Consider the following 21,537-nt stretch of genomic DNA (forward strand, 5'->3'; position numbering starts at 1 on the left):
AAAAAAATTCGCTCACTAAATAAAATTCTACAATATTCTGTTTTTTTCCTGCAAAAATTGGAACCGCTTTCTAAAATTCAAATGCAGAATTTTTCATGTTTTTATAATATAATAAAAACAAGCGATTACAAATAATTATAATACAGCTGCCTATATAAAGGGTATTTTGTGGGTATAGAATTATACTTCCTAAAAATTCGGCAGCAAAAGTGGGGGATTGAATAATGGGCATTAAAGTTGAAAAATTAAAAATCAATTATAAAACTTTAGAAGAATTCAAGAAATTCAGGGAGTATGGTCATCAGGAGCTGTCCATGCTGGAGGATTTGGAGGCGAATATCGTTGAAAATGACAGTGATTCTCCATTCTACGGCATCTATTTTGGTGATAAGCTTGTTGCGAGGATGAGCCTGTATCAGGTCAAGAAACAATTTGACCGTTATTTCGAACCGGCCCAGGACTATCTCGAACTGTGGAAGCTCGAGGTTCTGCCAGATTACCAGGGAAAAGGCTACGGAAAGGCCCTGGTTGAATTCGCAAAAAGCTTTGGGCTGCCAATTAAAACGAATCCGCGGGTTAAATCCCAGGATTTCTGGGAAAAGATGGACTTTACACCAGTACATTATGATATGGAAAGAGACCGCGGAGAAAACCCGCTTGTTTGGTATCCTGCTGGTGTGACTGAGCAAGTCCAATAAGATATCATTGAATGGGATGGATATCCCCAAAAATATAAACGCCTGCAGAAATGACTGCAGGCGTATTTGCTGTTATTTTTCTATTTTCTCAAGATTGCCTTTGCCTTCAACCTGAAATTTGATTTTTTGCTGTTTCTCCTCACTCTGCCCAACCCTTTTCCTCGCCCGCTCCATAATATCAATCAGAGCACGATAATCCTCTTCCATGGACTTCAGCTGCGTTTCTAACTTTTCATTCTCGGCGGACAAGTAATAGATTTGTTTTTCCAGACCGCGAATTTTCTCTTTATGCTCATCCAGGCTTTCTTTATTTCCTGATGCCGCTCCTGCCTTTTCATAGAGCTCATCAAGATACTTCTTCACATCCTGCAAGCCAATGACTGACTGCCTTTCCTCGGCTGCAGGCTGCACAAAAGGCTCTGCTGCTGCAACAACAGGCGCTTCCTCCGCTATCCCCTGAAGTTTAGATTGTTTCTTCGCTTCTTTTCTTTGCTTTTTCGCAAGCTCAATTCCAGACTTATACTGCTTCCTTACATAGGAATTCCAGCGAAAGCCACAAGCTGCTGCCGTGCGTGAAAGCTGTTTCCCTACCTCTTCAAACGCTTTTAGCTGTGTTCCGCCCTCACGGATATTGCGCAAAACTACTTCAGCAAGCAATAAATCTTCATCCTGTGACCATGCGTCCTGACGGGTTAATGGCATCAGAAAATCCCTCCTATTGTTTTTTATTCATTCATATGCATCTGCTAGGAAAGATAGACTGATAACATTTTATCTTATTCTTATTTATTTTTTTGGCTCATGAACCTTTCGACCTTTTGGTGATGTGCATCTGCTTCCCATAAAACCGCACATCCCCCTGCTTCCTCTTCCATTCTTTCTCTCATGGATAAAAGCTCCCATTTCTTATTTAACAAAGCTTTATAAGCGCTTAAAACCGATCTTTCTTTTTGCAGGGTATCTTTTAAATATGAAAGACAGGCTTCAATCGGGTCACCAGAATAGAGTTCATGGAGAAAACCGAATGCTTTAAGATTCGCCGCAGGATAGACTTTGGCATCAACAAGCAATTTTAATGCAATTTCATAGGGAAGCTTCTCTAATAGGATTGTCCCTCCTCCCCAACCAGTAGTAATGGCAAGATCAGCCTGGACAAACCCTGCTTTGATCCCTTCCCTTCCAATCCGGAAATCACACGCTGAGGCAATCTCGCATCCTCCTCCAACTGCCGTGCCATTAAGAACCGCAATTGTCGGTACCGGCAGGGTGAGAAGTTTATAAAGAATCCCTGCCATCCTTGAAAGCATCCCGTAAGCTTCCCTCTCTGTTTTTAAGAGATGGAAGGCGGAAAGGTCGCCGCCAGAGCAAAAGGCTTGCTCACCAGCTCCCGTAATGGCAAAAACCTTTACATCCTCTTCGGCGGCAAGTGTCAGAGCATGCTCCAGTCCGTCCATTACCTCAAAATTGATTGCATTCCTTCTATCAGGACGATTTATAGTGAACAGCAAAATTCCATTATGTTTGGATAGTATGTATGGCTTCATGATAGCCCTCCCGCTAAAATCTATTTAGTCTTATAAATTTTATCAATTTTCCTTAAATTGAAAAAGCTATTGGCAGCCTTAGCGGCAGATTTCTTTAATGGCACATTAACATTCAGTGAATATTCAGTACAGCTCTATTTTATATATAACAAAAAAAGCACAGGATGCATGAGCATCCTGTGCTTTTTTTGAAAAATTAGTTGTTTACAACATCTTTCCCTTTGTATGTTCCGCAAGCTTTACATACACGGTGAGCAAGTTTCATTTCACCGCAGTTAGGGCATGCTACCATACCCGGAACTTGTAATTTAAAATGAGTACGGCGTTTTCTTTTCGCAGTTTTAGACGTTCTTCTAAATGGTACAGCCATTCTTCCCACCTCCTTAAAAGGAATAAGAAAGTTGATGAAGGCCAGTCCATTCTGGGCCTCCACGCTCTTTTTTAATCGGTTAGTCTGAGGAATCCTTAGAATCCTCAAAGAATTTTGCAAGTCCGGCAAGTCGGGGATCAAGTTTTTCGGATTTCTCCTGTTCCTCGATAACTTCCCAATCCCTACCTGACTGGGGTGCGCCTTCCTGACCAGCGCTATCATCACAGAATACCTGCATTGGAACTTCCAGAAGCAGTATCTCCCTGATGATCGGTTCAAGATCAAGGACATCGCCTGTTACTTGATGAACTTCCTCGTCAGCCTCATAATCATGGCTATTTAACATGAAAGTTTCAGTAGTTTCAACATCAATTGGATAATTTACGTCAACCAATGTCCGTGAGCATGGAAGGATCAGGTGACCTTCAATCCGAATATGGAAAGTAACTCTCGTGGCACTAATATCGGCCCTTCCAGTAAGATGGATTGGAGAGACTTCTCGAATTGTTGGATCTGTTTCCTTTATTACATCCATCCGGACGAACTCATCGATCAAGAAGTCCTTGTTTCGATGTTTTTGAATCTGACTTATTGTCCATTTCATAGAATCACCCCAAGGCAACAAAGGTAATTATAGCAATGCGCATAATCATTTGTCAATATTTTTTCTTTACACTATAATTTACATTAATACTGTAAATTAAACCTATAAACAGTGCAATATCCATATTACACGAAGGAGAGCAAGAATGAAAGCAGTTGGAGTAATTGTTGAATATAATCCTTTCCATAATGGCCACCTTTTGCACCTGCAGCAGGCAAAAAAGCAATCGAAGGCTGACATTGCCATTGCGGTCATGAGCGGCAATTTCCTGCAGCGCGGGGAGCCCGCGCTTGTTTCAAAGTGGGCCCGGGCGAAAATGGCATTGTCTGCAGGTGTTGATATTGTTTTTGAGCTGCCTTACAGATTCGCCACTCAGCATGCAGAAATTTTTGCTGAAGGTGCCGTATCCCTTCTTTCTGCAGCAGGCTGCAGCACTCTTTGTTTTGGCAGCGAATCAGGAAACCTTAATTCTTTTTTGAGGACAATTGAATTCCTTGAAAAACATAATCGCCAATTTCAGGAAAACATCAAGCTTTACTCTTCCCAGGGATATAGTTATCCAAAATCAATCTCATTAAGCTTCCAGTCACTATCACCATCTGCAGATACTTACATAGATATTTCCAGTCCAAATAATATTCTTGGCCTTCACTACATACAGGCAATCATCAGGCAAAAAAGCAAAATGAAGGCAGATACCATCACAAGAAAAAGTGCAGGCTACCATGACGAACACTTTTCCTCAGAGACAATAGCCAGTGCTACAAGTATCCGCAAGGCATTATTCAGCGGGGATGGTGACATTGATGCCATTCAGCGCCTTGTGCCAGGTTCCACCTTTGAAGAATTGAGATCATACAGGAAGACATACGGCGGATTTCATTCCTGGGAGGATTATTGGCCGCTGTTAAGATATAAGCTTTTACAATCCAGTCCAGAGGAATTGAAGGATTATTATGAGGTAGAGGAAGGCTTGGAAAACAGGCTATTCTCAGCTGCTTTGTCGGCAGTAACATTCCAGGAATTCATGGAAGCAGTTAAAACCAAGCGATATACATGGACACGCCTGCAACGTGTATGCTTGCATATTATGACAAACACTAAAAAGGGCGAGATGAATAAAACAGACCGAAACGCCACTTATTTAAGGCTTTTGGGAGCCACCTCCAAAGGGCGGGAGTATCTTAAGCATGAAAAGAAGAATATTCCGCTGCCAATTGTCTCAAAGCTTTCTGCATACTCCGATCCAGACATTAATCTGGATATCAGGGCTTCACGTGTATATGCACTCGGTCAAAATAATGGAGGGCGGGAAATGCTGCTTCAGGAGGAATTCTCACGACCGCCAATCATGATTGACAATTAACGTAAAAAGCAAGCTGGTTATCAGCTTGCTTTTTCCTTTAACTTTTCCAGATAGTCGACAGCCTCATCGAAGTTGTCAACCGGGACAATTTTCATTTTGGTTTTTATATCCTTTGCAGCAATAAGGGCTTCTTCATAATTGGAACCCTTGGCACCCTTTTCAAAAGGAGCAAAGAAAATCTCCGCACCTGCCTTATCCGCTGCGACTATCTTTTGCTGGATCCCGCCGATCCTTCCTACTGTACCATCCGGGGAAATCGTCCCAGTGCCTGCTATTTCATACCCCTTTGTAAGGTCTTCCTCATTTAGCTGATTATATATTTCCAGTGAAAACATCAAACCTGCGGATGGTCCGCCAATCTCATCTGACTGTACTTTTACATCGGGTTCGACATCAATTTCCTTATCATCGACCAGCTGGATTCCCACCGCAGCCCTATTGCTGCCATCAGTCAAGGCTTTTAAAGCTACCTTGGCGCGTGATGTCTTGCCATTGCGTTTATATGCAAGTTCTACTTCATCCCCGGCTTTTTTGGTGCTGATATAATCAATAAACTCATCAGAAGATTTGAAGGCTTTCCCATCGACCTCGAACACAAGATCGCCAGGCGCAAGCTTCCCTTCAGCCGGCATGCCAGGAACTACTCTAAGGACATATACTCCTTTATATTTATAATCCACTGGCATTCCAGCTTTTGTATAGGCGACCTCAATCGCTGTGGTTTTTGAATTATCCATCATGTGAAGCTGACGGATATTATATTCTTCGTCAGACTCATCTTCAGCCCTTATGTCCTCTACCGGATAGAGTTCCTGGTATTTGCTGAACTTGGCGATTATATAAGCATAGATGTTCGCTCTCCCCATCCTTACAGTCGTAAGCATGAAGTTCCCTTCTTCCTCATAGCCGCCTTCTACCTCGACTATTGGTTCAAGCTCCTTTGCCATGCCAGGCTTTGAAACATAGTATGGCAAGTAATAGAGTGCACTTGCCATTAATATTATAGCTGCCAGTATCGACAGCCCTATCGACTTTCTTCTGTTCATCCTGTCTGGGACTCCTTCCATCGCTCGATGCTTTGCCTGATTTTATCAATATGCTTCTTTGCTTCTTCTTCTCCAATTGCGATGATTTCATCAATATTTGTAAAAGCTTTTGAATTATACATTTCAACATTTGGCCTGATCATGACATCGGAGGCGACCTCGCGGTTGGCAACCAGCTCCATCTGCATTATATCAATGCTTTGCATGATGACATCGAAAATAGATGTGACTTCTGTATTCATTTTCACCTTGGATACATCGACTGCAATGACAATGTCTGCTCCCATCTCTTTCGCTACAGATACAGGCACCCTGTCAACGACACCGCCATCGACGAATAGCCTGCCATCCAGCTTTTCAGGAACAAATATCCCCGGAATCGCAATGCTTGCCCTTACAGCATCGGCTACTGGCCCTTCCTTGAAGACTACCTTTTCTCCCGAGACCAAATCAGTCGCAACAATGCCGATCGGGATATCAAGTTCTTCAATTCTTTTTCCATGGGTGAAAATCCTGATTAGCTCTTTCACCCTCTTGCCGGCGATGAACCCCATTTTCGGGACCGTAAAATCAAGGTAATACTTCCTTTTAAAAACTCTGGAAAGCTTATAAAGCCTCTCAACATCCAGGCCAGCTCCATAAAAAGAAGCAACCAGGGCTCCCATGCTGCTTCCTGCAATCAAATCAATGGGTATACCCTCATCTCTCAATATTTTTATCACACCCAGGTGTGCAAATCCTCTTGCGCCACCTGAGCCAAGGGCCAAACCTACCTTCGGACTCGGCAAAGCTTTTTCCTCCCTTTAGTACTCGTAATTTGAGCGATACAAACTAAACTTGGTCTAATTTGGTGTTCAGCGAGTATATTGATTTATATGAGGACAAGGTTGACAACTTCACAGTTATTTATGAAGCCACTTGCATTCCTGAAGGATTTAAAATAACTTTCTTGAATTGAGTTTACTTTACCCCGCATTAACGGGCAGTATAGACTTTCAAAATTAATCTAAGGTGAAGAATTAATTCTAAGGGCCAGCGATTTTCACTGCCCGTAAATGCCCGATTTGTTTAAGGCGGTTCTTAGGGCTTTAGCCCTTAGAAACGGCAATCAGGCCTTAAGCGTGACAACTAACAATTCATGGTAAAAACATCCATGAATTGAGTTTCACTTTACCCCGCATTAACGGGCAGTATAGACTTCCAAAATTAATCTAAGGTGAAGAATTAATTCTAAGGGCCAGCGATTTTCACTGCCCGTAAATGCCCGATTTGTTCAACTAACAATTCATGGTAAAAACATCCATGAATTGAGTTTCACTTTATTTTACCACTGTTTTATTTAGAATCACAGCAACAGACCGCAGGAGGGTGGATGAAAGGTGCTTAAATCCAGGTTAAAAACGCTGTTCCTTGCAGCCTCTGTGACATTGATGGCTGCGTCATTAATATCTTTTCCCCAGGAATCCTTTGATGCTTCCATCAGAGGGTTAAATATGTGGTGGGAGATTGTTTTCCCATCCCTCCTCCCGTTTTTCATCGTCTCGGAAATGCTGATTGGTTTTGGGGTCGTACGTTTTATCGGGGTATTGCTAGAACCGTTGATGAGGCCGCTTTTTAAAGTCCCGGGCGTAGGCGGTTTTGTATGGGCTATGGGAATGGCATCTGGCTACCCTTCAGGAGCAAAATTGACGGCACGGCTGCGCCAGGAGGGGCAGATTACTAAAATAGAGGCTGAGAGACTAGTATCATTTACGAACTCTTCGAACCCCCTTTTCATTTTTGGAGCGGTTTCTGTTGGATTCTTTTATAATGCCCAGCTCGGCGTCATATTGGCACTGGCCCATTATTTAGGGAATATCAGCGTCGGACTGGTCATGCGTTTCTATGGCAAAAGCGAGGAAAGTCAGGAAAAAGGAAAGACCGCAAAGCTCTCCATACGGGATGCCTTTGCGGCCTTGCACAGGACAAGGATCAAAGATAACAGGCCGATCGGCAAGCTTCTTGGAGACGCAGTCATGTCTTCAATACAGACACTGCTGATGATTGGCGGCTTTATCATCTTATTCTCGGTAATTAACAAGCTGCTTTTCCATCTGAATATCACGGCATTTTTAGCTCAGTTCATCCAGTTGGCCTTAGGGATGCTCGGTATGACCGAGATGCTGAGTATGCCTTATATATCCGGCCTGTTCGAAATTACACTTGGAAGCCAGATGACCAGCCAGGTGCAGGAAGCAACATTAATGCAGCAGGCAGTCATAACCAGCTTCATTCTTGCGTTCAGCGGTTTCAGTGTCCAGGCCCAGGTGGCAAGCATCCTTGCCCAGACGGACATTCGTTTCCAGCCATTTTTCTTTGCAAGAATCCTTCATGGTTTTTTTGCGGCATTTTACGCCTTCATTCTCTGGAAGCCTGTTTATGTAAGGTTTTTTGAAAGCGGGCAGCCTTCTAATGCCCTCCCTGTAATGGAATACCTATCTGCAGAAAGAAGCCGTTTGGCTGATCTCCATCAGGTTCTGGCCGCCGCCGGACCGCTTATTACAATAATCAGCTTGCTGATCTATGTGCTCATTCTCGGTAAAAGATGGGCACAAGAAAAATAACGGACAGAGATTCTGTCCGTTATTTTTTATTCTCATTAAATTTACCGATCAGCGCTTCTTCCACTTCTGGAGGTACCAGCTCAGAGATTTTACCATCATACTTCGCTACTTCCTTGACGATGCTTGAACTCAGGAATGAGTACTGGTTATTGGTCATGATGAAGAAGGTTTCAATCTCATCATCCAGGACACGGTTCATGGAAGTAATCTGCATCTCGTATTCAAAATCCGAAACAGCTCTTAGGCCCCTTATGATGGCATTGGCATTCACGCTTTTAGCGTAATCAACGAGAAGCCCCTGAAAAGAGTCAGCCTTTGCATTTGGAATATGTTTGGTGACCCTGCTAATCAGGTCTATTCTTTCTTCCACTGAAAATAATGGCTTTTTTGAAGAGTTATTCAATACTACTACATATATTTCGTCAAAAACTTTGGCAGCCCTATTAATGATATCTAAATGACCATATGTAATCGGATCAAAACTGCCAGGACACACAGCAATTCTAGCCACTTATATTTCCTCCTCAACATTTGCATCAAGCTTATAAAGAGTAATGCCTATAATTCCATATTTCTCATTCCTGACCTGCTTCAGTGCACCGATGCCCTCTGGCAGCTGAATATCTGATGCATGCTCGCATACAATCACTCCATCTTCATGGACGAGCTTTTCTTTATTGATTATTTCTAACAGTTTCACCAGCTGCTGTTTTTTATATGGAGGATCTAAAAATATGTAATTAAAGTTTATTTCTCTTTTTTGGATGGCCTTCAATGCCCTGACCGCATCATTGCGATAAACTTCGGCCCGATCCTCAAGATCGCATGATTTTAGGTTTTCATTAATGATATGGATTGCCTTTCCTTCACGATCCACAAATATGACTTTTTCAAGGCCTCTGCTTAACGCTTCGATTCCAAGCCCGCCGCTTCCAGCGAATAAATCAAGGCCCAGCCCGCCTGAAAAATATGGTCCAATCATATTGAATAGCGATTCTTTAACTTTATCTGTTGTTGGTCTAGTAGACGTCCCGGGTACCGCTTTCAAAGTCCGGCCCTTTAATTCACCTGATACAACTCTCATCATTTGTACTCCTCAACTATGAAAATTACTCCCTTATCCTACCACACTACAAAAAATTAACCAAATAAGTGTATAACACTTCCTAATGTGGAAATACTGAAAATTAACAACATCAATTCGAGGATGTTGTTGCCAACCGCGGAGAAGACTTACGTTTCCCCATAAGTTCTTCCTCCGGTTTCTCCTCTCCCTTTGCCTTCTATCCTGTTGAAGGGATGTAGAAGGACCCTGCAGGTACTGCAGGGCTTTTTTTTTTGGAATCAAACGTTATCAGTTTATCTGATAACTTTCCAGGGGAAATTTAATGAATACATTCCGTCCTTCCAACTACAAATGATAACTAAAGTGATAACACGATTTCATCTTCATTTTCCACAATTGAAATTCCAAAGACTGCCTCCAGCCAGGATTTTTCCACATAGATTGTGCCATTGATGACTCTAAATGGATTTTCAAGCAATCCATAGCTTTTGCCGTTCTTCGTGAATGTGCTGTTTTTAAGGTTAAAAGTATAATTTAATTTGTCATTTTTAATCTTGATGCTGGTTGTACCTTTGTTTTCTGCCGTCTCGTAGCCAAGAGTTTTCAATGTAGCCAAGAAAGGGAACATTTGCTTATTTTTATCTGAAACGATGTCCAAATTCGTAATTTTCCTGCCATAAGCCACGACATTCCTTGTATCGATGAAAATCAGAGGATACGTACTTGAGTCGTTTGCTCTATTCAAGGTAAAGAATCTTGTTTTCATGCCTTTCATTCTTGCAAGCTGTTCATCCAGGCTTTCATGATCAAGAGTCAAATTACTATCAGCAATATAGCGAATTAATTGATTTACTTCTTCTGCTGACAGCTTATTTTGCATTTCACGGATCATCAATACACTTTTACTGTCCTTAGCGGACTGCTTAGTAATCAATGAGGCAAAGGCATCAAGAAGCCAATTATCACTGGCAGTTATCCCGGGGAATTGTAATGAAAGGAACGAAATCGCCAGCTGTTTTTCAAGCTCAGCCTTTTCGGTTGTGCCGTCAATAAGCACCAATCCGCTGCCCCGCACAATATGCCCTTTATTGCGTAAAACTACAGCTAAATGATGCTTTTCAGTAAAGGCCTCCAAATGATTAAACTTATAGGTTTCGATATTCCGCTTACTGCCTCCATAATAGCTGATCCCCTGCTGCTCCGAAAAAATGACCAGGTTACTATTTTGCCAGTACAGGGACGGATTTGGCCCTTGTCCCTCAAATACAAAATAACTTACCAGCTCTTTTTGCTTGAAACCCTTTAATGGTATGCCGGCTACCCATGTCCCTTTCGGATGGAGCCTGTCAACTATTTCAATTTTCGTTGTCACCCACTCTTGGCCCTTAAGCAAAACAAGCCAATCATTAAGCAGGATTTCTTTAGCTGACGGCATGACAGAAAGAGTATACTTAAATTCCAACTGTGTCCCTTTGGCTTTTACAGAAGCAGGATCCCCTGTCTGGTCACATTGTTCGCCTGTTCCCGTTGTGCAGGAAAAATTCTCTGCATTCTCCGGGATAATAGCATTATAGTTTTGTTCTTCCTCCAGCTTGCTGAACACTTGCTGGATGTGCATTTTACCCTGATTCATATTTATTTTCACATGCTGGAGCACGGTTTCATCAGGTTGTGGGGTGATTTCACTTGTTTTATTGGAATAGACCAGCCATTGCCAAACAACAGCAGCGCATAATATGGCACATAACAAAGTTATAATCAGAACAGAGGCTTTTCTCATTGTCGTTCTCCTTGAATCGATTTCAGCTGATTACTTTTTAAAATAGCATTAAGTGAATGATGAGAAATATATTCTATATCTAAAATAGCAAAAAGAACGCTTGTCAGTAAGATTTTTTTGGAATTCCTTTCAGAAATGGAAGATTTCCATCAGTCTTCAATTTTTCATCAGCAAATGATAAAGTAATGATGGAAGAATTGGTCGAAGGGGGATTTTAAGTTGATTCAGCGTTTTATCGAGCTAGGGGAAGGGTATTCAGACCTTTACGAACTGATCGAAACAGCAAGGGCCAACAGGCATCGGTTGATGCATCTTATGGCTATCCATACAAAAATAAAAGATAAAGACGTCACTTCATTGATTGCAGTCATGAAGCCGACAAATCCTGGCGGTTTCCAGGCTCTCTATATCTGCCGTGAAGGAATACCGAATCCGCACATACTAAATAACAAACGATTTGATATGTTTGCAGAGCTTGCTGAGGAATTGGATAAAACGATCATTGAGTTTGATACAAAGCCTTCAAGCCAGTTTGCAGATAAGGAATTGTTTTTTCAATACTTAATCGGGATCCTTAGATTGAACCACTATATCCCGCCTCTTCAATAACATAAAAAAAGGTGAGGATTCCTCCTCACCTTTTTTGACGTCTATTCAGCCTGTTCAACCGTAACTGTGTGAACACTATATACCCATTTTATAATCATATTCTTTTGCTTTATCTGGGGAGGAGTTTTCGAATTCCATTTTCAGGAATGGTTTATAGGAAGGTTCCACCTTTTTTACAAATGAATATGAACTGATTTTTTCCATTAGCGCCTCTGCCTCATCAAGATTGCAATAAATGACCGCATATTTGAGTTTTTTCGAGACAAAATGAACATTTCCAAATCTTCTGAGCATCTTGGCCTGTTTTAAAGAATAGAGCCAAACGATGATTCCCTGCCTCTGTCCAATCATATTCCTTGTTCCCCTTTGGTAAACGTTTGCTTTGTAATAGTCTAGCATATAAAAACCCTTATTATCAATGATGAATATCCAGTTTGCCCCTATTAAGCTGCATATGTAATATGAAAAGAAATATGAATTGCCTATGTGCACATCAGTATGGCCTAAAATATACTGAATGAACATGGCAAATATTTAATGTGTAAGGTGATGTAATGGAAATTGAACTGATCTGGACGAAGTTTATCGATTTGCTCTCCAAGCACCCTTCTTTAACAAAAGTCTACACTCGCAAATCAGCTGGTATCCCATTTTTATATATACAGGTCAAAGAGCCATGCGCTCAGCAAGAACTTGAAAAAGCCATCAGAAAAGCAGCAGCAGGCGCAATGAAAGGGAAACAGCTCCATTGTGAGACAGAATATGTAAGAAACGATCAGCAATTATTCGTCTTCCGCCACCGCTTTTACGTCCCCCGGCGTAAAATGTTCTGCTGCGGAAACCTTTGCGCCGACTGCATCAGACTCAAATCTTGGGATTAACCTTCAAGCACAGTGACGCGTTAAAGCACCGGGGGTCTGACCCCCGGTGCTTTAACGCACGAAAGAGCATGGTTTCCCATGCTCTTTCGGTATTTCCCTATGCTGAGCAGCCACAGCTGCCGCCGCTGCCGCAGCCGCCTGTGCTGCAGGAGCTTTCGAAAAAGGGGTTGCCTGTTGGGACCTTGACACTTTCAGAAACTGATCTGCCAATGATCACACTGACTTCATCAAGCAGGGCCTGAAGGTCATTTTCAGCTTTCTTGAACTCGGCAATTTCATCATCCAGATCCAGTTCTCGCTTAACGATACGGATCTGACCCATTACTTCCTTATAGTCTGGATGGTACTTTCCGAATCTCTGAACCTCTTCATAACGTTCCTTCATATCGACAAACTTATGAATTTTCCTTTGCGTTTCCGCATTGCTTTTGACTCTATATAAACACTGACGATAATGATCGGCAATATCTGATTCCAAAATCATGCTGACAAGCTTCTCAGCTTCCTCTAACAACATAACCCTTTCTGATGTAACAGCAAGCAATACTGGCTCACCTCCGAATCTCATTCTACCATGAAATTGGCAGAAATGCGAAGCATTCTGGTCTGGCGCCGTATATATGCTGAATTTTACTTTCCTGAAAAAAACAAAGCTCTCCTCAGATGAAGATAGCTATTTAGGATTGGGAGTTCATGCTGGAAAACATATGCATCATCATCGAAGCCATTTGGACACTGTTCGAAAATTTTTGGACTTTGTGCGGAATCGTCTTCTCAAAATGATGCAGAGCTGCAATTTGGGCCGAATATAAATCCCTAGGATCCCTGCTCAGCTTACGATACCATTGCGGCTGGTCTCGGACAAAATCCATTAATTCCTTATTGGCTCTTAATTGTTCAATAATGTCCTTCCTCATAGCTTGCTCCTTTCTAGTCTTTCCTGAATGAAAAAGGATGACTAGGACCGGTGTTTTTTGACGCCTGCTGACCACCTGCTCCCTTGCCTCCCTGGAATTGGGAAAGCACTCCCTGGATTGCGCCAAGCGCCTGGCTGATGTTGTTAATTTGTCCCTGCAGCTGTGCCGGGTCCATATTCTTTACAGCGCCCATAATGGTCCCCAGCCAGTCTGTTTTGGTTTCTTTTTCACCTTCGCCGTTTTTTTTCTGATTTTCATCCTTTTTGTTACCGCTCCATTTAGGGTCATCCTCACCAAGCAAATACCAATCCTCATATAATTCCTGCCAGGTTGCGTTCCCATTTCTTACTTCCTGAATAAGTTCAGGGTGGTCTTTTACAAATTCCTTGAATTTTTGAACAGAGGGATGGAGTTTTTTTTTGGCCATGGTTCTCACCTCACTGTGTAACAAATGCCTATAATAGTTTATGTGACTGCAAGAAAATGGTGAGCCTATGCCTATTTAATTTTCGCATCAATGTCTTCTTGTTCATCAAAACTTTATTAAGTGTTAAAATAAACCCAGAAGATAGATAACCATGCTATTTTCAGCATATGTACTTTTCACTTCGAGAAGGTACATTCTGGAACTAGCCAGATAGAAAGAGGTAATTGATTAGATGGAAAAAGAACTACAGCAGCTATTAGAGGAATGCATCTCGCTTTCCAGCGAAAAGGATCTGGAAACCTTAAAAGTGATACTTTCCGGGACAAAAAATAAACTCACCGGCAAAAATTCTACCTTCATTGATGGCCTAATGCATATGGAACGCAGGTTTGACCATGAGACATGCGAAATTGACATTCCTATTACAAACATGCTTGATAATACCCTCGGCATCGTTCACGGCGGCTTTACAGCAACACTGCTCGATACGGCAATGGGAACACTGGCAAATAAGCTTCTCCCGGAAGGATATGCGGCGGTAACATCCCAGCTGAATATTCACTATCTCTCTCCCGGAACTGGAGACACGCTCCACTGCAAAGCTTCACTAATCCATAAAGGAAGAAGTACGGTTGTGGTTGAAGGTGATGTGTTCAGGTCAGATGGGAAAAGAATTGCCCACGCATCCGGCAGCTTTTTCGTAGTCGAAAAACAGCATAAATAAGGTGGTCTGAATGGTAACGGCAATTGTCATCCCTATAATCCTTATTTATTTTTACATGGTGACTAAAAAGGAAATGCAGGAAAATTACGTGGAATGGATGAAATTAGAGGAAATACCAGAGGAAGCAATTGTCAGCGGAAAAATCCTTGAAGTCCAGGAACGCAAGGAAAGATTTTATTATCATCGATTCAACCATATTTCCATTGTAAAGCTCCATACAGGAGTGAAAGAATTGTCCGTAAAAAAGGTCACTCCATTAAAACAGGGAGCGGTGATCCAAAAGTTTCAGGTTGGCGAAGCTGTCCACCTGTACGGAAATTGGCAAGAAGGCCAATTTTCCATTAACAGAGTAGTAAAGCAGGAAAAAGGAGCCTGAAGAATCACTGGCTCCTTTTTTTTGGATAAAATAATAAGTAAAATTGCTATTCCTCAGCCCAGCGCTTTAAGAAATTTTGGGTATAATGCTTACGATACACCCCAACTCCCAGATGTGAATATTCATTGTTCAGTAAAGCCTCCCTATGGGACTCACTGTTTAGCCAGCCTTCGACTACCGCAGGTGCATCTGTATAATTCGCAGCGATATTTTCACCGGCTAATTCATAAATGATATCCGCAGCTTTCAAACGATCTGCCAATGTTCCATATTTTTCGGATTCATGCGAAAAATAATCTTCTTCTGCCATGTCCTTACTGTGGGCATAGGCAACCTGTGCAGTCTCATCATCCCACTCCAGCATTTCTAAGTCATGACGTGCCCTTATTACATTTGTGATATCGAGTATTTGTTTTTCCATGCCCGCCTCGACCCTGAGCCAGTCATCAGCAGACAGCTCCGGAGCTTCCAGCAATTCACCTCTGTAAACCATTTCATAAGGCCTTTGCTTAACGAGCGTTTCGGAATCCATATATCGGATACTTGAAACTAAACCCGTGAATTTATCCACATACAATTGAACAAAATAATCCCCCATCCGGATAATGGGACGGTTGTTCATATCCTGTTCCGATAATTCGAATTTGTATGAGCTGCCATTGAATTCAAATGTTACTTCTGGATCAATTAAATTCTTAGAAAAGATTTCCTCTATCGGCTGGCCGATCTTGAATGGCTCTGCATTAACGGACGGCCCTATCCCATAAACCGTCACTACCTTGCCATTCAGCACACCTGCCTGAACATACTGATTAAGGTTATCGTTAAAGATCCACCAATGGAATCCATAAGCTGAAAGATCCACACGGGCTGGCTTCCCCATTACTGCTTTTAAGGCATCGATATCCTTGCCAATCAATGAGCCTACACCCGTTTGCGGCTGCTCGATTCCTTGACTGATGCTCTGTTCATTGATGTCCTGGTCCAAAGACTCATCAACCTTGGGCTCGGATTTTTGTTCGAGAACCAGGTCCTGCTCGTCATTCTTTGAGGCTCCAAGATATAATCCAAGCATTAAAAAAGCGAATGCAAATATTAAGATTCTTACTATAGATCGCAGATGGAAACCCCCTTTCTATGATCCTCTCTATTAATTATATGAATGATAATTAAAATTATTATATCATTTATAATAAGCTTTTTGATAGAACCACTGTGCCAGTCCTGAAAAAATAAAAGCATCTTGCTCATTCGTCATTTTGCAAGTTCAATTCATATCTGATATCAGGAATACCGCTTGATAATAGCAGAAAAGGCACTCATTCGAGTGCCTTAAAGGATGTTCCATTATTGAAGCTGGCTGCCTTGCTCGGAAATCTCTGATAAAGCATGCTGTGCCTGTTCGTCCGTAAGTTCATTTACAGCGAAGTCACCAAGAGCTACAATGCCAACAAGCTTGTCGCCTTCAACTATCGGCAATCTTCTGATTTTATGTTCTGCCATTAGCTTCGTAGCTTCCTGTGTCGACATATCAGGGGAAGCGGTAACTAGGTGGTCACTCATCACCTGTTCTACCTTGGATGACGGTGGATGTTTTTCGGCAATACCCCTTATCACAATATCACGATCTGTGATCATCCCTACAAGCTTCCCGCCATCTCCATCAACAATCGGTATCGCTCCCACATTAAGATCTTTCATTTTCACAGCCACTTCAAACACATTATCAAGCAAAGTACAGGTTTCCACATTGCTGGTCATGATATCACGTATGGTTCGCATAGTGCAATTCCTCCTTATATTAAAAAGTATGGTTTTCCTTACCTTAGGTTTGCCTGAAGATGACAAATTATGCTGAATGAACCACATAAATCCGGATGGCCTATCAGATACTATCTCTACAAGCCTGGTTAATATATGTACACTATTTTCTTGGTTTTTCACCTGGCTGATTCCTAAATCAGTCATGGATAAAAACTTTCGGTTTTATATTCATTGCAACTTAGGAGTTTTTTTACTATTATTGAAACTGAGATAGATTCTTTCTATGGTAATATTTTCGCAGTGGTTTTTTAGGAGGGAATATAGGATGAAATTTGAAAATACTGGTATCGAAGCGTTGAAGGCTGACCTGAACCGCCTCGATGAAACTATGCTTGAGCATGGCCTGGTGCGTGAAGGCCAATGGGATTATGAACGTGTAACCTATGACAAAAAGTATGTCGTCAAAGAAGGTACATATTATCTGCGTGTTCAAGGGCATGTACATGAAGGAGATGTTGGCTCACATAAAGCGATCATTCAACTTATGACTCCACTTCTTGGGAAGCACTATTATCCCCATGGTGTTGAGTATGGTGAGGGTGAGAACTTCCCTAAATCGCTTGTGAGCAGCTGTGAGAAACTTCTTCAGGAAGTAAAAGCTGAAATCGAAAAATTCGCTTTGTAAAAGAATGAAAGACGCATAGGTATGCGTCTTTTTCATTTTCTTCAGAGCTTTACAAAAATCTATATCAAGCTCTTTATGAGGATATCAATCTTCCTCACCTGAAATGAAGTTAGCATTGTCACTTCCTCAAATATGTTCTCCTGAAGTTCTTTTGCCTTTTCAAGAATAGATGCATGATCAATTAATGCTGATACATGGACTTTAATATTGATCATGCCTTTATAAACCTCGACCTCCACTCCATGATCAGAAAAAACATCCTTTTTGATGGAAGTAAACCTTGTTCTCTTCATGGATCGTTTCTGTTTAAAATGCCCGTTCTCAATGATATTGGCATGAACAATCGCACAGACTGCACTGCAAACATCCTTTGATGAAGCGGGCATGTTGTTCCTGGAATTATTCATCGCCTCACCCCTTTTACGGGTACTATTTAACATAACATTGTTAATGTACAAGGTTTTCCTTCCATTTAATTACCTTGAGAAGCTTCGTGTTTAGATTAGGGAGTCAAGCGTACCCGCCAACAATTATCCAGCAAGCTAGATAATGCAAGAAAAACTGCCTTATCCGCTTTTGCCCACCAACTTACCGAGTAAATATAGACAAAACTGGGAAAATTTACTAAAAGAGCTTAGAAATCACAGGTTATCGCTGATTTTTGTTGTTTCTTATATTAAATGCGTAATATAATTTAATTGTTAAGATTTTTAATAAGGCTGAAGTCCGAATAGCCATCAAAATGGTTTTCAGGAAGCATATACTCTGCAAGAGTGTAGAAAGGAGTTTCCATTGTCAGGTATTTTTTCAAAAAGAATTATTATCATCAGCTTGGCTGTATTGATTGCAGCTGCTATTCTTTATGTGATCCTTCCGGTATCCATCCCGCTGATCGCAGCATTGATTACAGCACTTTTCCTCGAACCTTCTGTTGGATATTTCCAAAGGAAGTTCAAAAGCGGCCGCCGTCTAGCGGTATTGATTATTTTTCTCTTATTTGTCTTGCTCATTGGTGTTGCGGGCTACTTCCTGACAACAACTGCTGTTACAGAGGCGATTGATTTAATCGAAAATACTCCAGTATACATAAATGAAGTCACGAATGCCTGGTACAAGGCTGAAAGCAAATTTGTCGAAGCAGCAAATGATCTGCCAAGAGAAGTCGTTATAGAGATCAGCGACCGGGCAGAGGAATTTCTAAATAAGCTGAAGACAGATATGATTGCATTTATCAATATTGAAAATCTGAAAGCGCTGCTTACTAATATACCGAACTTTCTTATCAGTTTCCTTGTGTACCTGATTGCATTGTTCTTATTTTTGCTTGAGCTGCCAAACCTGAGGAATAGCGTATACAGCCACCTTACGGAAAAAACCGCTGACAAGGTCCACTTTATGACTTCAAGACTTTCCTATGTTGTCTTTGGATTTTTGAAGGCTCAATTCCTCGTCAGTATGATTATCTTTATTGTTGCGCTGATTGGGCTCCTGTTCATTGCACCAGAGTATGCAATCGTGATGTCTGCGATTATATGGGTAATTGACTTTATCCCTATTATCGGATCAATCGTAATCCTCGCTCCATGGTCCATTTTTCATCTGGTAACCGGGAACGTGGCACTGGGAACTCAACTGGCCGTTCTTGCTGCGGTATTATTGATCATACGCCGTACTGTTGAACCAAAAGTAATGGGCAGCCATATTGGCCTTTCCCCATTGTCCACATTAATTGCCATGTATCTCGGCTTGAAGCTCTTTGGGATCCTTGGTTTTGTAATTGGCCCTCTAATCCTTATTGGCTTTAACTCAGCTAAAGAGGCAGGCATAATTAAAATGAAGTTTAAAATATAGCAAAAAACCCGGACTGGCTGTCCGGGTTTTTTGCTTTTGGCTTTGTTAAACAAGGCTGTTGATTTTCGTTCCAGGCGCTTCGCTTTCCTCGGGGCGTGCGGTGAGCCTCCTCGTCGCTCCGCTTCTGTGGGGTCTCACCTGCCCGCTAAATCCCGAAGGAGTCTACGCGCCTTCCACTACAATCAACAGCGTTTAAAAATCAACATTCAGCTTTAACTGAGCCTTGCTTTTAAAAGAAATCATAAAAGAAAGGTTTAAATGGCGGGATTTTTTTCTCAAGCTCCATCACTTCTTCGGCCTTTCCTTGAATCATTCCCATTTCGTATAACTCGCTTGGCCTTTTATATCCGAATAACAATGCAGTCAGAGCATTTACATCAAGGTGCAGCCCTCTCTCAGCAGGTTTTGTGCATAAGCTGTCCGGCTTTACCGGAAAGAAGCTGACCTCATTGCTTCCGATAATATAAGTACCGGCATTCCAACTGGCCATGGAATCGACTAGATGCAGAATTACATTTTTGCCTTCCCTATTAAAAAATGGATAGGTTTTAAGAGCTTTTTCTGCATTCACTATTCTCCCCATAAAATAAGGGTGGACCTCTGTCTTCTGCTTCGGCTCAATCAGGAAATAAGGAAAAGGATCATGTACGGATGTCTTGATTTCTACTTTTTCCACCATCGAATCATGCTGGCAAATAAAATTCCAAAGTCCTGTACGTGCCTCGTGGGTAAGGGATACATACTCTTCTACCTTCATAATCTCATCTTTCACTTCATAGAGAAGATAACCTTCAGCCTCATTATCAGCGTTGTAATAGACGGCCGCGGTTTGCGGTCCGTATATATTTTTCTTCCACCAATTTTTATCTCGGGAAAGCATGGCACTATGGCGTTCAGCAAATGCATCATATACTTGTTCAATTTCCTGTGAATGTGTTTCCTCGGTATATCTCTTGATTTTTCCTTTAAACTCTCCGATTGGTTTTAAATCTTTCTTCTCTATCTGTACCTTTTTATTATCCGAAATGACTTCCCATCCATATCTTCGATAGAAGTTTATATTAAAGGGATGCAGGAATGACACAACATCTCCATTTCCGTTCATTTCTGATAGAGCAGTTTTCATCAATGCATTTACATGCCCTTTGCGGCGATGCTCTGGATATGAAGCCACGCCTGCAATACCGCCCATTTTCCATTCCAGCTTGCCAAGCTTAACCTTAAGGGACAAAATGTGCAGCTTAGATGCCAGCTCGTCTCCTTCAAGGATTCCCAGCAGCCTGTGTTTTTTTAATGTTTCCAATCGCTGTGGAATCTCAGCCTCAGGCACTTGATATTGAAAAGCGTACATAGAAAGCTTCATTGATTGTAGATAATGTTCTTCTGTTAAAACCTTGACTTCCAAAAGAATCTTCCCCCTTTATACCTCTCTTATGATTCGATTTTTTGGAGAGCAATTCCTTTAAAAAATAAAAAAAACATTGCTGGATGCAATGTTTTCGGGTACCTTAAAAACCAAGAATCGCTTTAATGACAGAAGTTGTTTCTCCGCCTTTATAGAATACATATAGAAGCAGATACACAGCTAAACCCGTAATTCCAGTGAAGAACCAAACGATACTTGTCACCGGGCCCAGCTTGCGGTGGCGGTCAAGCTTGTTCTTGTAGCCGGTATACAAAGATATGATGCCAAGTACCGCACCGATTGTCGCAAGTGTAATGTGGAAAATCAAAAATACCGTATAATAAATTTTGATATCATCTGGCCCGCCAAAGGATGTATTGCCAATAAAAATTGTCCTTGACGCATAAATCACAAAAAAGATCACGGCGAAGATGCCGGCGAGCGTCATTGTCCTTTTATGCTTTTCAAGCTTGCGCTGCTTTATCTGCGCCCATCCTATTGCAACGAAGATAGCACTTAAAACGATGAAAGATGTGCTAATCGTAGGCAAAATCGGTAAATTAGACATGTTAGTTCCCTCACAATCATTATTTCTCCATAAGGTTAATTGTATGGGACAAGCAGCTTTTTTTCAATGTTTGATTGTCTCAGAACAAAAAATAAACAGGCTTCCAGCTAAATGATAAGCTCCCCCTAAGGTAGACAGATTAAAAAATAAAAATCTGTTTTCACTTAGGGGGAGCTTTTTGTGTCCAATAGATATTATTCTAGTCAGTTTAAATATGAAGCAATAACCGCATATAAAAATGGTGATTACACCA

Annotated in this window: 27 protein-coding genes; 9 read left to right on the plus strand and 18 right to left on the minus strand. The window is 41.6% G+C overall.

The features are described from left to right. Positions 1-224: 224 nt before the first annotated feature. On the plus strand, positions 225-698 hold the full coding sequence (locus AC3EBE_RS15900; protein ID WP_488596015.1) for an N-acetyltransferase: 474 nt from the start codon (positions 225-227) through the stop codon (positions 696-698). 72 nt (positions 699-770) lie between these two features. On the opposite strand, the gene AC3EBE_RS15905 is transcribed toward AC3EBE_RS15900, so the two are convergent. From AC3EBE_RS15905 to AC3EBE_RS15920, 4 genes are all read right to left on the minus strand, one after another. Further along, entirely contained in the window at positions 771-1,400 is a 630-nt protein-coding gene (locus AC3EBE_RS15905) for an RsfA family transcriptional regulator (protein ID WP_488596016.1), read from the minus strand. An 80-nt stretch (positions 1,401-1,480) separates the two neighbouring features. After that, on the minus strand, positions 1,481-2,242 hold the full coding sequence (locus AC3EBE_RS15910) for an enoyl-CoA hydratase/isomerase family protein (protein ID WP_488596017.1): 762 nt from the start codon (positions 2,240-2,242) through the stop codon (positions 1,481-1,483). 196 nt (positions 2,243-2,438) lie between these two features. Then, positions 2,439-2,612, minus strand: a complete 174-nt coding sequence (rpmF, locus tag AC3EBE_RS15915) for a 50S ribosomal protein L32 (RefSeq protein ID WP_427404996.1) — start codon at positions 2,610-2,612, stop codon at positions 2,439-2,441. A gap of 79 nt (positions 2,613-2,691) precedes the next feature. Next, a complete protein-coding gene (locus tag AC3EBE_RS15920; RefSeq protein ID WP_488596018.1) occupies positions 2,692-3,216 on the minus strand; it encodes a YceD family protein in 525 nt (174 codons plus the stop codon). Positions 3,217-3,361: 145 nt separating this feature from the next. Here AC3EBE_RS15920 and AC3EBE_RS15925 point away from each other — a divergent pair, with 145 nt between their 5' ends. Beyond that, positions 3,362-4,582: a nucleotidyltransferase gene (locus AC3EBE_RS15925; RefSeq protein ID WP_488596019.1), complete on the plus strand. Its 1,221-nt coding sequence runs from the start codon at positions 3,362-3,364 to the stop codon at positions 4,580-4,582. 20 nt (positions 4,583-4,602) lie between these two features. Here AC3EBE_RS15925 and AC3EBE_RS15930 read toward each other — a convergent pair whose 3' ends face one another. Together AC3EBE_RS15930 and AC3EBE_RS15935 are read right to left on the minus strand one after the other, a co-directional pair. Next, positions 4,603-5,628, minus strand: coding sequence for a SepM family pheromone-processing serine protease (locus AC3EBE_RS15930; protein ID WP_488596020.1), 1,026 nt, complete (start codon positions 5,626-5,628; stop codon positions 4,603-4,605). Beyond that, a complete protein-coding gene (locus tag AC3EBE_RS15935; RefSeq protein WP_488596021.1) occupies positions 5,625-6,416 on the minus strand; it encodes a patatin-like phospholipase family protein in 792 nt (263 codons plus the stop codon). The genes AC3EBE_RS15930 and AC3EBE_RS15935 overlap by 4 nt, the downstream gene beginning before the upstream one ends. A 591-nt stretch (positions 6,417-7,007) precedes the next feature. Between AC3EBE_RS15935 and ylbJ the strand changes: the two genes are divergently transcribed. Then, positions 7,008-8,231 (plus strand): sporulation integral membrane protein YlbJ, encoded by a 1,224-nt coding sequence (gene ylbJ, locus AC3EBE_RS15940; protein WP_488596022.1) that lies wholly within the window; start codon positions 7,008-7,010, stop codon positions 8,229-8,231. A 19-nt stretch (positions 8,232-8,250) separates the two neighbouring features. Here the strand turns inward: ylbJ and coaD are convergent, their stop codons facing one another. The 3 genes from coaD to AC3EBE_RS15955 form a co-directional block, all read right to left on the minus strand. After that, on the minus strand, positions 8,251-8,742 hold the full coding sequence (gene coaD / locus AC3EBE_RS15945) for a pantetheine-phosphate adenylyltransferase (RefSeq protein WP_488596023.1): 492 nt from the start codon (positions 8,740-8,742) through the stop codon (positions 8,251-8,253). Further along, positions 8,743-9,315, minus strand: coding sequence for a 16S rRNA (guanine(966)-N(2))-methyltransferase RsmD (gene rsmD / locus AC3EBE_RS15950; protein WP_488596047.1), 573 nt, complete (start codon positions 9,313-9,315; stop codon positions 8,743-8,745). A gap of 340 nt (positions 9,316-9,655) precedes the next feature. Then, entirely contained in the window at positions 9,656-11,077 is a 1,422-nt protein-coding gene (locus AC3EBE_RS15955) for a stalk domain-containing protein (protein WP_488596024.1), read from the minus strand. A 219-nt stretch (positions 11,078-11,296) separates the two neighbouring features. Here AC3EBE_RS15955 and AC3EBE_RS15960 point away from each other — a divergent pair, with 219 nt between their 5' ends. Then, the gene (locus tag AC3EBE_RS15960) at positions 11,297-11,686 is read left to right on the plus strand and encodes a DUF7147 family protein (protein ID WP_488596025.1); all 390 of its coding nucleotides are present in this window, start codon (positions 11,297-11,299) and stop codon (positions 11,684-11,686) included. A 75-nt stretch (positions 11,687-11,761) separates the two neighbouring features. Here AC3EBE_RS15960 and AC3EBE_RS15965 read toward each other — a convergent pair whose 3' ends face one another. After that, positions 11,762-12,037, minus strand: a complete 276-nt coding sequence (locus AC3EBE_RS15965; RefSeq protein ID WP_102262083.1) for a YlbG family protein — start codon at positions 12,035-12,037, stop codon at positions 11,762-11,764. A gap of 203 nt (positions 12,038-12,240) precedes the next feature. On the opposite strand from AC3EBE_RS15965, the gene AC3EBE_RS15970 reads away from it, so the two are divergent. After that, a complete protein-coding gene (locus tag AC3EBE_RS15970) occupies positions 12,241-12,567 on the plus strand; it encodes a hypothetical protein (RefSeq protein ID WP_488596026.1) in 327 nt (108 codons plus the stop codon). A gap of 97 nt (positions 12,568-12,664) precedes the next feature. Here AC3EBE_RS15970 and AC3EBE_RS15975 read toward each other — a convergent pair whose 3' ends face one another. From AC3EBE_RS15975 to AC3EBE_RS15985, 3 genes are all read right to left on the minus strand, one after another. Beyond that, complete coding sequence (locus AC3EBE_RS15975; RefSeq protein ID WP_488596027.1) at positions 12,665-13,135, minus strand: YlbF/YmcA family competence regulator; 471 nt, start codon at positions 13,133-13,135, stop codon at positions 12,665-12,667. 109 nt (positions 13,136-13,244) lie between these two features. Further along, positions 13,245-13,484, minus strand: a complete 240-nt coding sequence (locus tag AC3EBE_RS15980) for a YlbE-like family protein (RefSeq protein ID WP_488596028.1) — start codon at positions 13,482-13,484, stop codon at positions 13,245-13,247. Between the two features lie 13 nt (positions 13,485-13,497). After that, positions 13,498-13,911, minus strand: coding sequence for a YlbD family protein (locus tag AC3EBE_RS15985; protein WP_488596029.1), 414 nt, complete (start codon positions 13,909-13,911; stop codon positions 13,498-13,500). A 232-nt stretch (positions 13,912-14,143) separates the two neighbouring features. Between AC3EBE_RS15985 and AC3EBE_RS15990 the strand changes: the two genes are divergently transcribed. Both AC3EBE_RS15990 and AC3EBE_RS15995 read left to right on the plus strand, forming a co-directional pair. Next, entirely contained in the window at positions 14,144-14,635 is a 492-nt protein-coding gene (locus AC3EBE_RS15990) for a PaaI family thioesterase (protein WP_488596030.1), read from the plus strand. Between the two features lie 10 nt (positions 14,636-14,645). Continuing rightward, complete coding sequence (locus AC3EBE_RS15995) at positions 14,646-15,011, plus strand: hypothetical protein (RefSeq protein WP_488596031.1); 366 nt, start codon at positions 14,646-14,648, stop codon at positions 15,009-15,011. A gap of 46 nt (positions 15,012-15,057) precedes the next feature. Here AC3EBE_RS15995 and AC3EBE_RS16000 read toward each other — a convergent pair whose 3' ends face one another. Then, the gene (locus tag AC3EBE_RS16000; RefSeq protein WP_488596032.1) at positions 15,058-16,086 is read right to left on the minus strand and encodes a CAP domain-containing protein; all 1,029 of its coding nucleotides are present in this window, start codon (positions 16,084-16,086) and stop codon (positions 15,058-15,060) included. Between the two features lie 272 nt (positions 16,087-16,358). Then, positions 16,359-16,793: a CBS domain-containing protein gene (locus AC3EBE_RS16005; protein ID WP_488596033.1), complete on the minus strand. Its 435-nt coding sequence runs from the start codon at positions 16,791-16,793 to the stop codon at positions 16,359-16,361. Positions 16,794-17,100: 307 nt separating this feature from the next. Here AC3EBE_RS16005 and AC3EBE_RS16010 point away from each other — a divergent pair, with 307 nt between their 5' ends. Then, the gene (locus AC3EBE_RS16010) at positions 17,101-17,460 is read left to right on the plus strand and encodes a YugN family protein (protein ID WP_488596034.1); all 360 of its coding nucleotides are present in this window, start codon (positions 17,101-17,103) and stop codon (positions 17,458-17,460) included. A 59-nt stretch (positions 17,461-17,519) separates the two neighbouring features. Here the strand turns inward: AC3EBE_RS16010 and AC3EBE_RS16015 are convergent, their stop codons facing one another. Then, complete coding sequence (locus tag AC3EBE_RS16015; RefSeq protein ID WP_488596035.1) at positions 17,520-17,867, minus strand: hypothetical protein; 348 nt, start codon at positions 17,865-17,867, stop codon at positions 17,520-17,522. A 385-nt stretch (positions 17,868-18,252) separates the two neighbouring features. Here AC3EBE_RS16015 and ytvI point away from each other — a divergent pair, with 385 nt between their 5' ends. Continuing rightward, positions 18,253-19,311: a sporulation integral membrane protein YtvI gene (gene ytvI, locus AC3EBE_RS16020; protein ID WP_488596036.1), complete on the plus strand. Its 1,059-nt coding sequence runs from the start codon at positions 18,253-18,255 to the stop codon at positions 19,309-19,311. 229 nt (positions 19,312-19,540) lie between these two features. Here the strand turns inward: ytvI and AC3EBE_RS16025 are convergent, their stop codons facing one another. Beyond that, the gene (locus AC3EBE_RS16025) at positions 19,541-20,716 is read right to left on the minus strand and encodes a GNAT family N-acetyltransferase (RefSeq protein ID WP_488596037.1); all 1,176 of its coding nucleotides are present in this window, start codon (positions 20,714-20,716) and stop codon (positions 19,541-19,543) included. 103 nt (positions 20,717-20,819) lie between these two features. Further along, positions 20,820-21,284, minus strand: a complete 465-nt coding sequence (locus AC3EBE_RS16030; protein ID WP_488596038.1) for a DUF420 domain-containing protein — start codon at positions 21,282-21,284, stop codon at positions 20,820-20,822. Between the last annotated feature and the right edge of the window lie 253 nt (positions 21,285-21,537).

The organism is Mesobacillus sp., assembly GCF_057785455.1.